The following is a 12780-nucleotide window of genomic DNA, read 5'->3' as shown; positions in this document are numbered from 1 at the left end:
CCGCGCCGCGATGGCTTACAATGCCGCCTTTCCCAGCCTTGCCACCGTACACCGCCATGAGCCAATACCGTATTGCACCGTCCATCCTGTCCGCCGACTTTGCCCGTCTGGGCGAGGAAGTGCGCAATGTCATCGCCGCTGGCGCCGACATCATCCACTTCGACGTGATGGACAATCACTACGTACCCAACCTCACCATGGGCCCGATGTTCTGCGAAGCCATCCGCCCGCACAGCAGAGCGCCGATCGACGTGCACCTGATGGTGAAACCGGTAGACGCGCTGGCTGCCGCCTTTGCCAAGGCCGGTGCCGACATCATCACCTTCCACCCGGAAGGCTCCGAGCACATCGACCGTACACTGGGCCTGATCAAGGAAGCCGGCTGCAAAGCCGGCCTGGTGTTCAACCCGGCCACCCCGCTGAGCTACCTGGACCACGTGATGAACAAGATCGACATGGTGCTGATCATGTCGGTGAACCCCGGCTTTGGCGGCCAGAAGTTCATCCCGCACGCGCTGGAAAAAGTGCGCGCCGCGCGCCTGCGCATTGACGAATACACCGCCAAGCACGGCGGCGAGATCTGGCTGGAAGTGGACGGCGGCGTGAAGATCGACAACATCGCCGAGATCGCCGCCGCCGGTGCCGACACCTTCGTCGCCGGCAGCGCCATCTACAACACGCCGGACTACAAGGCCACCATCGATGCCATGCGCGCCGAGCTGGCCAAGGTTGGCCGCGCGTGAACGGCTATCTGGTCACCGGCGCCTCGCGCGGGCTAGGCGCCGCGCTGGTAGCGCAGCTGCTGGCCGACGGTGGCCGCGTGGTGGCGATCGCGCGTGACTGCAGCCCGCTGCCGGCGCACCCTCAACTGGCCACTATCGACGCCGACCTGGCCGACAGCCAGCTGCTACCGCTGCTGGCCGAGCGCGCGCTGGCCCAGTTGGCCGGCTGTACCAGCCTGACGCTGATCAACAACGCTGGCACCGTGCAGCCCATCGCCAGCGTCGGCAGCTTTGCCGATGGCTCGGCGGAGCAGGCGCTGGCGCTGAACCTCACCGCCCCCGTCGTGCTGTGCAACGCTTTTGTGGCGCACAGCGCCGGCTTTGCCGGCCCGCGCCGCGTGCTGAATATTTCGTCCGGCGCTGCGGCCAACCCTTACCCGGGCTGGGCGGTGTACTGCGCCAGCAAAGCCGGGCTGGACCACTTCACCCGCACGCTGGCGGTGGAGCAACAAACGGCGGCCAACCCGGTGCTGGCGGTGTCGCTGTACCCCGGCGTGGTGGATACCGGCATGCAGGGCGAGATCCGCGCCGCCGACCCGGCACACTTCCCCAACCTGCCGCGCTTCACGGCGCTGAAGGCCGACGGCCAGCTGACGCAGCCCACCGACTGCGCCGCGGCCATCTGCCGCTACCTGGCCAGCCCGGCGTTCGGCAGCCAGCCGGTGGTAGACATCCGCCAGCTGTAAACCCGGCCACCAGCACGTAAAAAAGCCGCCCTGATCGGGCGGCTTTTTGCTGGATGCTGCGCTTATTGACGCGGTTTTTTCAGCGGCGGCTTGGCCGGCTTTTTCGCCTTGGCAGCCGGCTGGGCTGGCACTGCCGGCACCGCCTCGGCGGCTGCGTCGGCTGGCGGTTCAGTCACGGCGTCGGCAGCCTCGTCATCGGCCTGCGCGCTACCGCGGCCGAACAGGGTGAACCAGTCCGGCGCCTTCAGCTGCTCCGGCGTCAGCTCGTTGGCCGCATCCGGGCGCAGGGTGAACACCGGCTGGCCATGGTTGCTCATCGCCAGCTGCGACTTCACCACGATGCGCAGCCCCGGCACCTTGGGCAGCGTCAGCGTGCGCTGTTCCTGCATGCCCAACAGCTGCGCCTGACGGCTGATCAACAGGTCGGTCTGGCTGTCGGATTGCAGCGCTTCGCGGCTGCTTTCCACGTCAGCCAGCATGTCGGCCGCAAATTTTTTCACTTTGTCGTTCTGGCTGTAACGCTGCACCCGCTCCAGTATGCCGCCCGCCATGTCGCGGCTGAGCGCGGCATCGGCCGCCGGGTCCAGCGCCAGGCGAATGCGGTAGCTAGCGCCCAGCTGGCGGTCTTGCTCGCTCAGCGGCTGGAAGGTGAAGGCTTTCTTTTCCACCGCAGCGTAAGCCTCGCCAATGATCAGCGGCATGTCGCGCAGGATGGCGCGTACCGGCAGGTCGGCCACTTTGTCTTGCGGGGCGCTCACCTTGATCAGCTTGCCCTTCAGTTGCGGAAAGGCCAGATCCACGGCCGAGGCGTCTACCCAGGCGGTGAGTGACGCAATGTCGAACAGCATCGGCACCCGCACCCAGCTTTCCAGGTTGGGGCGGGCAAAGCGCAACGTTGGAACCAGCTCGATGCGGTTGGCCGGCAGGTCCATGGCGCCGCTTACCTGCATGCTAAACGACTTCGCCACCTCGCCCACCAGCTCCTTGCCGGCCAGGCGGCCCAGCTCGTCCGGCACTTGCAGCTCGGCTACACGCACATCGCCGCTGAAGTTGTAACGGCTGTCCATCGCGTTGTGTTGCAGCGTGTAGATGGCCGCAGCGTCGGCGCTCTTGCCGTCCAGCGGCGCGGTGGCGCAGCCGGTGAGGGCAACGGCGAGCATGACGGACAAGGCAAGACGGCGGGGGGTAAACATGGGCATCTCCGGGCCGGCTGCGCGCGCAGCCGCATGACAAAAGAAAGCGGGGATGATAGACAAGCCCGCCCGGCGGCACAAGGCCGGGTGCCATCCTGTACAATGGCTGGCCTCTCTGCCTTACGCGACAACCATGAACCTCAAACACATCAAAGCCATCGCCTTCGACCTGGACGGCACCCTGGTGGACTCCATTGCCGACCTGGCCGCCAGCGCCAACGCCATGCGCCAGGCGCTGGACCTGCCGCAGCTGGACGCCGAGCGCATCAAAAGCCACGTCGGCGACGGCGTCGCCAGCCTGGTGCACCGCGCACTGACCGACGACAAGGACGGCCAGGCCGACGAGGCACTGTGGGCCAAGGGCTTCACGCTGTTCATCCAGCATTACCACGCCCACCTGACCGTACACACCCGCATGTACCCCGGTGTGGCCGAGGCGCTGAACCTGCTGCGCAGCCTGGAGCTACCGCTGGTGGTGATCACCAACAAATCGCACCGTCTGGCCGTGCCGCTGCTGGCCGAGCTGGGCATCGACAGCGCCTTCAGCATGATTCTGGGCGGCGACAGCCTGCCGGAGAAAAAGCCGTCGGCGCTGCCACTGCTGCACGCTGCGGCGGTACTGAACGTCAAGCCACAAGAGATGATCATGGTTGGCGACTCGGAAAACGACATCCTGTGCGCCAACAAGGCCGGCGCGCTGGCGGTGGCCGTCAGCTACGGTTACCGCGATGCGGCCACGCTGGGCGCCGACCTCACCGTGGATAGCCTGGTCGAGCTGTTTGCGCTGCTGAAAAAATCGGGCGACCCGCACGCCAACGTGCGCATGTAATGCTGCACTGCCGCGCCGCCTGTACGGCGGCCGGCTTTTGCGACACAATAGCCCTGCATACCCAACCAACCGATAGCCTGCTTACATCATGAAATTCCTGCCCAATCGTGCCAGCTGGCGATGGCAACGCTAGTCCTCCCCTCGCCGCCTCCCTCAAGACCGCACTGACACCATTGGACACTAGCATGACACCGCAAGCCTTCAACGAGCTGGCCCAGGCCGGCTACAACCGCATTCCCGTTACCCTCGAACTGTTCGCCGACCTGGACACCCCGCTGTCGGTGTACCTGAAGCTGGCCAACCAGCCCTACTCCTACCTGCTGGAATCGGTAGTAGGCGGCGAGCGCTCCGGCCGCTACTCCTTCATCGGCCTGCCGGCCACCACCCGCCTGCGCGTGCAAGGCCACAGCGTGCAGGTGGAATACGGCGACAAGGTGATCGAACGCTACGAGGGCAACCCGCTTACCTTCATCGAAGAGTTCAGCCAGCGCTTCAACACCCCGCCTATCGCCGGCTTACCGCGTTTTACCGGCGGCCTGGTGGGCTACTTCGGCTACGACACCGTGCGCTACGTGGAGCGCCGCCTGGCCGCCACGCAAAAGCCCGACCCGGTGGGCACCCCCGACATCCTGCTGATGCTGTCCGAAGAGCTGGCGGTGGTGGACAACCTGTCCGGCAAGCTGTACCTGGTGGTCTACGCCGACCCGGCGGTGCCGAACGCGCTGCCCAAGGCCAACGCCCGCTTGGCGCAGCTGCGCGCCCGCCTGCGCGACAACGTGGCCATCCCGCTGTCGCTGCCGTCGGCGCAGACCACCGCGCAAAGCGAGTACGGTGAAGAGGCGTTCAAACGTGACGTGGCCAACGCCAAGCACTACATCCTGGACGGCGACATCATGCAGGTGGTGCTGGCCCAGCGCATGAGCATGCCGTTTACCGACTCGCCGCTGTCGCTGTACCGTGCGCTGCGCAGCCTGAACCCGTCGCCGTACATGTTCTTCTACCACTTCGACGACTTCCACGTGGTAGGCGCCTCGCCGGAGATCCTGGTACGCCGCGAGAACGACACCGTCACCGTACGCCCCATCGCCGGCACCCGCCCGCGCGGCAAAACGCGCGAAGAAGACCAGGCACTGGCGGAAGACCTGCTGGCCGACCCGAAAGAAATCGCCGAACATGTGATGCTGATGGACCTGGGCCGCAACGACGTTGGCCGCGTGGCCGATACCGGCAGCGTGAAGATCACCGACAATATGGTGATCGAACGCTACTCGCACGTAATGCACATCGTGTCCAGCGTGGAAGGTACGGTGAAGCCGGACGTCTCCAATATCGATATCCTGAAAGCCACCTTCCCGGCCGGCACGCTGTCCGGCGCCCCGAAAGTGCGCGCCATGGAAATCATCGACGAGTTCGAGCCCACCAAGCGCGGCGTGTACGGTGGCGCCGTCGGCTACCTGGGCTTTACCGGCGACATGGACCTGGCCATTGCCATCCGCACCGCCGTCATCAAGAACGAGGTGCTGTACGTGCAGTCCGGCGCCGGCGTGGTGGCCGATTCGGTACCGCAGTCGGAATGGGAAGAAACCCAGAACAAGGCCCGCGCCGTGGTGCGCGCCGCCCAGCTGGTACAAGACGGCCTGGACGCCTGATCGCACTTTGGTCACAAAAAAGCCGCCCACTTGCCAGTGGGCGGCCTTTTCACGGCCGCACCGCGCCAGACGGCTCAGGCAGGCTGCACGCCCTCGCCGGTGCGCTGCTGCAGCCATGCGGCCAACTGTGGCGCCGACATCGGGCGGGCATAGTAGTAACCCTGCACCTCGTCGCAATGCAGCCGGCGCAGCTGCGCCAACTGGTGGGCGGTTTCCACCCCTTCGGCAATAGTGACAAAGCCCAGCGAGCGCGACAGGCTGACGATGGCCTCCACGATGGCGGCGCCGCGCGGGTCGTTGTCCAGATCGAGGATGAAGCTGCGGTCGATCTTCAGGCGGTCGATGGGGAAGCGGCGCAGGTAGTTCAGCGACGAATAGCCGGTGCCGAAGTCGTCGATCGACAAGCGCACGCCCAGCGCGTGCAAGCGCTCCATCAGTGCCAGCGCCTCGTCCGGGTCGTTCAGCACCACGCTTTCGGTCAGCTCCAGCTCCAGGCACGCGGCCGGCACGCCGGCCTGTTGCAGGCAATCCTGCACCTGCTGCACCAGCTGCGGCTGGCGGAATTGCAGCGCCGACAGGTTGACCGCCACCTGCGGTACCGCCACGCCGGCCTCGCGCCAGGCCGCCAGCTGGCGGATGGCCTCGTGCATTACCCAGCTGCCCAGCGGCACCACCAGGCCGCTTTCTTCGGCCAGCGGAATGAACTCGCCCGGCGCAATCATGCCCAGCGCCGGGTGCTGCCAGCGCACCAACGCTTCCACGCCCACCAGCTGCCCGTCCAGCGTGCATTGCGGCTGGTAGTGCAGCAGCAGCTCGCCCTGGCTGATGGCGTTGCGCAAGTCGGCCTCCAGTCGCAAACGGTTGACCGTGCGCTGCTGCATGTGGCTGGCAAAGAAGCGGAACCCGTTGCGGCCTTCGTCCTTGGCGCGGTACATGGCGGCGTCGGCACTGCGTAGCAGCACTTCCAGCGTGTCACCGTCGGTGGGCGCCATGGCAATGCCGATGGATGGCGTCACCACCATGTCGTAGCCGGCAATCTGATACGGGCGCGACAACTCGGCCACCACCTGCTCGGCCCAGTGCGCGGCTTCGGCTTCGCCGGTTTCCGGCAGCAGCACGATGAACTCGTCGCCACCCAGCCGTGACAGCGTATCGCGCTCGCGCACCAGGCCGGCCAGCCTGCGGCCAACCTGCTGCAGCAGCAAGTCACCCACACTGTGGCCCAGCGTATCGTTGATGTTCTTGAAACGGTCCAGGTCGATGAACATCAGTGCCAGCGTAGTGCCGTGGGCACGCAGCATGGTCAGTGCTTGCGCGGCGTGGTCGCCCAGCAAGGCACGGTTGGCCAGGCCGGTCAGGTTGTCGTAGTACGCCAGGCGGCGGATGTACTCTTCCGACTCCTTCTGGCTGCTGATATCGCTGAACACGCTGATGTAGTGGCTGATCTGGCCGTCGTCGCCACGCACGCAGGAGATGGACTGCCACTCCGGGAAAATCACGCCATCTTTGCGCCGGTTCCAGATTTCGCCCTGCCAGTGGCCGTTGGCTTCGATTTCTTGCCAGATACGCTGGTAAAAAGCCGCGTCGTGGCGGCCGGAAGACAATACGCTGGGACGTTGGCCGCGCACATCGTCCAGCGTGTAGCCGGTGATACGGGTAAACGCTGCATTCACCTCGATGATGCGCTGATGGCCGTCGGTAATCAGGATGCCGTTATGCGCCGCCGCCATCACCCTGGCCCACAAGGCCAGCGCTTCTTCGTCACGCCGGCGCTGGGTAATGTCGCGCGACACGATGATGCAGCTTTCGTTGCCGCCGGGCGACAGCTTGCGCGCTGCCGACAGTTCGAACCAGTGCACGCCGCCGGGCAAGGTCAGCATGATCTGGCGCCCGAACGATTCGCCATCGCGCAACGCCTCCAGCAGCACCTGGGCCACTACCGCTGCCTGCTCGGCCGGCATCACCTCGTGCACGTACTTGCCCAACAGCATGTCGCGCGGCGACACCAGCTTGTCGCTGGCAGTATGCGACCACACTTGCAGGTATCGGCCATCGGCGCTCAGTTCGAACAGCAAATCGGGGCTGGCCTGCAGCAAGGCCTCCTGCTCCATCGCCAAACGGGTGGCGCGCCGCTCGCGCTCGGCCAGTTCGGCCAGCATCTGCTGCAACTGCTGTTGCATGGTGTTGAACGCTTCGCATACGGCGCGGGTTTCGCGCAGGCCCTGCACCGGCAACTGTGGCGCATGGCCGTCGCGCGCCAGCTGCAGCGCGGCGGCTTGCAGGTTGGCCAGTGGCTTGGCCACGTACAGCCAGATCAGCAGGTACAACACCAGCAGCAAGGCCACCAGCATCAGGCCGGGCAACACAAAGCTGCCGCGCAGCTTGCTGCGCTCCATCGCCATCTGTGCCGACAGATCGTACTTCAGCAGCAGCATGCCGCGCGGGCTACCGCGCAAACCAGTGGCCCCGTCATCGGGCACCGACACCGCCAGATGGAACAGCAAGGCGTCCGGGTCTGGCTGCAATACGGCCAGGCTGTGCTGGCTGGCCTGGGCCAGCAAACCGGCGGGCACATCGTCCAGGCTGGCCAGCGCACGACCAAGCAAGCGCGGGTCGCTGGCGTAGGCGATCTGCCCGCGCTGGTTGGCCACCGCCAAACGCACCATGCGGGCATCGGTTGCCAGCAGCATGATGGTATCGCTGATCTGGCCGGGCGTAGCGCGGGTCAGCTCCTGCAACAGGTGGTAGGCGTCTTTCTGTGCGGTAAGGCTGACGTCACGCATGGCCTGCTGCTGCCGGCCCTGTTCGGCCACACCGTAGGCGCCGAGCATGGTCAGCAACAGAAACAGGGTGACCGTCAACGGCAACAGCGTTCGTAGCGAGTAACGCATGTCAGCCCTCCCGCACAAAATCGGGCACGGCCAGTTGGCCCTGCTTGACCGGGCGCAGCAGCAAGCCGGCACGGTACATCACATCGGTCAGGCTGCGCGCCTCCTGGTCCAGGCGGCCTGCCAGCCATTGCCGGTTTTGTTCGCGGTCCGGCAATTGCATGCCGGCAAAGATGGGGGCCAGTTCGGCATGCGGCACGCCCAGCTGGGCTGCCATGTAGTCGCGCCCTTCAGCGGGTTGGGCTCCATAGCGCTGCAGCATGGCAAAGTGGCTATCCACCAGTTGCTGCAAACCGTGACGCGAACGGGACAGCACATCCTCACGCACGGCCAGCACATCGACAATGCGGCCGGGAATCTCGGCACTGCTGAACAGCTGGCGGGCACCACGGGCGCGCAGCCGGCTGGCTTGCGGCTCCATGGTAACCAGCGCGTCAACCTCGCCGGCATCGAACGCGGCCTCGTGTTCGTCCAGCAGCAACGGTACCAGCTGTACCTGTTCGCGGCGCAAGCCGGCCTTCTGCAGCAAGGCATCGAGCATGACTGCACCCACCGCACTGCCTTCCACCCCCACCCGCTTGCCTGCCAGTTGCGCCAGACTGGTGATGCCACCCCGCCCCAGCACAACGTCGGCACCGTGCGAGACATCCAGCACGGCAATCACTTTCAGCGGTATACCCTCCGATAGTGCCGTCACCACCTCGTCCAGCGTCAGGCAGGCGCCATCGAGCATGCCGGCACTAAGGGCGCGGATGGCTTGCGTGGACGAACTGATGCGCAATAGGCGCACCTGCTGCTGCGGCAACACGCCACTGTCGACAGCCCAGGACAGGAACAGATACCCGGGCCAACCATTGCTACCGATACGCAGCAAGGGTTCCTGGGGGACGCAACCGCCAGCAAGCGTCGCGGCGATGGCAGCTGCCACGGCCATCAGGCAACGGCGACGCTGGACGTTGAAGTGTGAATCGGACGGGCAAGAATCTTCCATCAGGCGGAACCGGCGTTCATTATTTACCTGATGATAGCGAAACAATCGTTAGTTTTTATAACAGCATCAATCAAGTTAGGGCAAAAAACCCCCACAGCATCAAGATTGTAGCCACTGGCGCACAGTCTGCCGTGCTTGCAACAGCATGCTGCCGTACAGCAATGCAATGCCCTGCGCCTCGGCGCGGGCGATTTCGCTGTCGGTGGGCGGGTACAGCGTGGCCAGCATGGCGCGGGCGTGCAGGCCACCCAGGCTGGCAGCGCTGTCCAGTTTGAACAGGTTGTCGAGGCCGACGCCACGATGGTGCAGCGAGGTAGGCGCCGTGGTCTTGCACTCCACCAGGAACAGGCGGTTGTTACACAGCACCGCCACGTCGTATTCGTTGGCCACGTCGTCGTGGTTGATCTTCACCCCCACCGCCGCGTCGCTGATCGGCAACGCCGGCAGCAGGCTGGCCACCTCGGCCAGCAGCCACACTTCCAGCCAGCCGCCGCCCAGAAAAAAGCGCGCCGACGCGTCCTGGCAGCGCATATGGCCCAGCGGGTCGAAGCTGACCAGGCCGCAGCCATCCAGCCACGCCCGCAGTGCCCGCTCGCCACGCGGCAACGGCCGGCGGCTGAACTGGCGCGCGTCCAGCTCGTTGCACAGCCGGTTCAGCAGCGACAGCGCCTGCGGCCGCGCCACCGCCAGTTCGGCCAGGCCCGCAGCCAGCGCTTCCAGCCGGGCATGACGCTGGCTCAGCCGGTAATGCACGTGCTCGATGCGGCTGCCGTACAGCGCAAAGTACGCTTCCAGCGTCAGGCCGTCGGCAATGTCGCTACCGCTGTGCACGCGGGTGTGCTCGCCGCCCAGCAGCCAGATCAGGCGGTCGGTTTTCGCTTCCACGCTCATCAGCGGCAAGTGGCGCTCGCGCGCCAGGTCGTAGGCCAGGGCGGCCTGCACCGGCGACGCGGCGCTGATATTGAACGCCACCGCGCCCTGCGCCAGTGCGGCCAACTGCTGGCGCAAGGCCAGCGGCTGGCTGTCGGGCGGCAGCGTCACCACCGTCACCGCCAGGTGCTGGCTGCGGCAGACGCCGGCGATGTCGGTGGCCAGGCCCAGCGCGCTGCGCGGGCACAGCAGGCTGACCTGATGAATGCCGAAACGGCGGTCCAGCGCCGGGGTGATGATGTCGCTCTCGACGTGATCGACAAAAGCCAGCAGGTGCATGGCGAAGCCTCGAAAAAAACCAGCCTGCATCTTAGCTGGCGGCCAGCCCCTCGACTATGGCTTACGATCAGGCCAAGTAAAACAAACCCCCCTGCCGACAATGGCGAGGGGGTTGGCCGCCAGCCCGTTCGGGCGGTGTGGCAGGCTTAGCGCAGGAAGGCCAGCGCCGGCAGGCGGCGCAGCAGCAGCCAGTCCAGCACCAGGATGGCGACAAACGAGGCACCTACCAGCGGGAAGGCCAGCCCCAGCGCCAGCATGATCAGCAGCGCGCCTTTCCACAGCGGCGTGTCCGGCGCGTCGGTGGGCGCGCCCAGGCGGCCGGCCGGCTTGCGCTGCCACCACATGATGATGCCGCTGACGCTGCCCAGCAGCACCAGCAGGCAGATGGCCGCCATCAGCAGCTGGTTGGCGAGGCCAAAGAATTTGCCCTCGTGGATCACCACGCCGAACTCGACCACCTTGGGTACCAGCGCGTAGTCCTTGAAGCGGATGTCGGCCAGCACCTTGCCGCTGTACTGGTCGATGTGCAGCGTGGCCTCGTTGCGCGGGTCGTCGGGGAATACCGACACGGTAAACACGCCTTCGTCGCCGTCCGGCAGCGCGATGTTATAGCCGGGCACCACGCCACGGGCGTTGGCGGTGTCCACCACCTGCTGCAGCGCAATCTGCGGCGTAGCCGCTTGCGGTGCGGCGCCTTTGTGCGCGGCGTGCGGGTCGGTGGATTTGGGCAGCGGGCTGGGCTCTACCGCCCACGGCACGATTTTTTCGGCGGTGCTGTTCAGGCTGATGGCCTTTTTGTCGGACTTGGGCACGTCGTCCCACATCTGCGCCGGGAACTGGCTCCACACCGCGGCAAACTTCTCGCCCCAGTAGCCGGTCCAGGTCAGGCCGGACAGCAGCATGAACAGCAGGAAGATGGCGCTCCAGAAACCGGTAACGGCGTGGATGTCACGCCAGAAGGCGCGGCCGCCGGCGCTGAAGCGCGGCCAGAATACCGCCAGCTTGCCGCGCCCGCGCGGCCACCACAGGTACAGACCGGACACCAGCAGCACCAGCGCCCAGCTGGTGGCCAGCTCCACCAGCAAGTCGCCCTGTTTGCCGATCAACAGCTCGCCGTGCAGTTTCAGCATGATGGCTTGCAGGTTGTTGTTCTCGTCCAGCGCGCCCAGCACGGTGCCCTGATATGGATCGACGTACACACCGAGCTTGGCCTCGGCGGTTTTGATAATCACCTTGGCGCTGGCGTCGGCTGCGGCCGGGGGCTGATAACGCAGCACGCTGGCGCCCGGGTACTGCGCCTTCACCGCCGCCACCAGGTGGTCGGCCGGGTGCGCCGGGGTGCTGGCGGCCGGTACCGTCAGCAAGCTGCCGTACATCAGTTGGTCCAGCTGCGGCTTGAACAGGTACACCATGCCGGTGATGGCCAGCATGATCATGAACGGCGCCACCAGCAGGCCGGCATAGAAATGCCAGCGCCAGGCCACCGTGTAGTAACGGGGGGTTTTCTTGTCGGCAATGACGGCCATCGTCGTACTTTCAATAAGGGAAGGCCGGCATTGTTAAGGTTGGCCGCAGCCGCCACAAGGCGGTGCGACACTATGCCGCAGGCGGCAAATCGCCGCGCTCAGGCGCTGCGTGCCGCCTGCTGCGTGGCGCGGATGTCGGCCAGCAAGGCGGCCAGCTCGGCCAGGCCGTCTTCCCACTGTGTATGGCCGGACGCCACATTGATATGGCCGGCACCGCGCAGCCAAACCAGCGGCGCCTGCCACAGCGCCGCCATGCGCGCGCTACGCAGCGGCAGGCTGAACGGGTCGCTGTCGCTGGCCACCACACGGGCGGCAAACGGCAGCGCCGCCTGCGGCAGCGGCGCAAACGGTTGCAGCTGGGCCGGGGCGCTGGCGCGCTCCACGTCGGCCGGGGCTACCAGCAGCGCGCCGGCCAGCTTGTTGCCGTAGCGTGCCGCATAGTGCGCCACGGTGGCGCAGCCCAGGCTGTGCGCGATCACCACCACCGGCTGGCGGGCGGCGTTGACCGCTGCGTCCAGCGCGGCCAGCCAGTCGTCCAGCTGCGGCGAGTGCCACTCGTGGTTGGCCACGCGTTGCGCACCCAGCAGCTGCTGCCAGTGGCTCTGCCAGTGCTCGGGGCCGGAGTTGTTCCAGCCCGGCTGGATGATGAAGTCGAAACCGGAAAGATCGTGCGCCATGGTGAGGCTCCGCAATGTCATGCCGTCACCATAGCAGGCGTGCTTTATTTCCAAAAATACTGTTTTATTGTTTTTTTATTTCTCACAGCAATATAAACAAACCCGGCAGCCGGCAGGCCTTCTGCTAAAATCGCTGCCTGCCTTGGTGCCTGCCGGTGATAGCCGGCGGGTTAAACGGGAAACAGCGTCAGCTGTGCTGCCCCCGCAACGGTGTGTTTCTTTCAGGCTGCCCCGCGCAGCTGCCCGGCCCCTGCGCCACTGTACCAGCCGGTACGGGAAGGCGGGCCTGCGGCGAAACCAGCCCGGATACCGGCCACGGCAAGCTGTGCGCGGCCACCCCGTTGGCCGCA

The 12780-nt window shown here is 65.9% G+C and carries 10 protein-coding genes and 1 riboswitch; of the genes, 4 read left to right on the top strand and 6 right to left on the bottom strand.

Annotated elements, in window-relative coordinates; genetic code table 11:
• Window positions 1-56 precede the first annotated feature (56 nt).
• Both rpe and FLQ03_RS14850 read left to right on the top strand, forming a co-directional pair.
• Window positions 57-743, top strand: coding sequence for a ribulose-phosphate 3-epimerase (gene rpe, locus FLQ03_RS14855; protein ID WP_144371673.1), 687 nt, complete (start codon window positions 57-59; stop codon window positions 741-743).
• A complete protein-coding gene (locus FLQ03_RS14850; protein ID WP_144371672.1) occupies window positions 740-1468 on the top strand; it encodes an SDR family NAD(P)-dependent oxidoreductase in 729 nt (242 codons plus the stop codon). The genes rpe and FLQ03_RS14850 overlap by 4 nt, the downstream gene beginning before the upstream one ends.
• Window positions 1469-1530: 62 nt before the next feature.
• On the opposite strand, the gene FLQ03_RS14845 is transcribed toward FLQ03_RS14850, so the two are convergent.
• A complete protein-coding gene (locus tag FLQ03_RS14845) occupies window positions 1531-2661 on the bottom strand; it encodes a hypothetical protein (protein WP_144371671.1) in 1131 nt (376 codons plus the stop codon).
• A 133-nt stretch (window positions 2662-2794) separates the two neighbouring features.
• Here FLQ03_RS14845 and FLQ03_RS14840 point away from each other — a divergent pair, with 133 nt between their 5' ends.
• Window positions 2795-3490 (top strand): phosphoglycolate phosphatase, encoded by a 696-nt coding sequence (locus FLQ03_RS14840; RefSeq protein ID WP_144371670.1) that lies wholly within the window; start codon window positions 2795-2797, stop codon window positions 3488-3490.
• Window positions 3491-3675: 185 nt separating this feature from the next.
• Window positions 3676-5139 (top strand): anthranilate synthase component I, encoded by a 1464-nt coding sequence (gene trpE / locus FLQ03_RS14835; protein ID WP_144371669.1) that lies wholly within the window; start codon window positions 3676-3678, stop codon window positions 5137-5139.
• Between the two features lie 74 nt (window positions 5140-5213).
• On the opposite strand, the gene FLQ03_RS14830 is transcribed toward trpE, so the two are convergent.
• The 5 genes from FLQ03_RS14830 to FLQ03_RS14810 all read right to left on the bottom strand — a co-directional run bounded on the left by FLQ03_RS14830 (window position 5214) and on the right by FLQ03_RS14810 (window position 12430).
• A complete protein-coding gene (locus FLQ03_RS14830) occupies window positions 5214-8030 on the bottom strand; it encodes a GGDEF and EAL domain-containing protein (RefSeq protein ID WP_144371668.1) in 2817 nt (938 codons plus the stop codon).
• A 1-nt stretch (window position 8031) separates the two neighbouring features.
• The gene (locus FLQ03_RS14825; RefSeq protein ID WP_144371667.1) at window positions 8032-9018 is read right to left on the bottom strand and encodes an ABC transporter substrate-binding protein; all 987 of its coding nucleotides are present in this window, start codon (window positions 9016-9018) and stop codon (window positions 8032-8034) included.
• 99 nt (window positions 9019-9117) lie between these two features.
• Window positions 9118-10227, bottom strand: coding sequence for a Card1-like endonuclease domain-containing protein (locus FLQ03_RS14820; RefSeq protein WP_170252432.1), 1110 nt, complete (start codon window positions 10225-10227; stop codon window positions 9118-9120).
• A gap of 146 nt (window positions 10228-10373) precedes the next feature.
• Window positions 10374-11753 (bottom strand): PepSY-associated TM helix domain-containing protein, encoded by a 1380-nt coding sequence (locus tag FLQ03_RS14815; RefSeq protein WP_144371665.1) that lies wholly within the window; start codon window positions 11751-11753, stop codon window positions 10374-10376.
• A gap of 98 nt (window positions 11754-11851) precedes the next feature.
• Window positions 11852-12430 carry an RBBP9/YdeN family alpha/beta hydrolase gene (locus tag FLQ03_RS14810; protein ID WP_144371664.1) on the bottom strand — a complete coding sequence of 193 codons (579 nt, stop codon included), beginning with the start codon at window positions 12428-12430 and terminating at the stop codon, window positions 11852-11854.
• A 126-nt stretch (window positions 12431-12556) separates the two neighbouring features.
• Window positions 12557-12762: riboswitch (cobalamin riboswitch) on the top strand.
• Window positions 12763-12780 lie beyond the last annotated feature (18 nt).

It is taken from the genome of Vogesella urethralis (assembly GCF_007644045.2).
GTDB classification, from domain to species: Bacteria; Pseudomonadota; Gammaproteobacteria; order Burkholderiales; family Chromobacteriaceae; genus Vogesella; species Vogesella urethralis.
The sequence above is the reverse complement of the archived record's forward strand: the minus strand, read 5'-3'. Positions and strand labels throughout refer to the sequence as shown.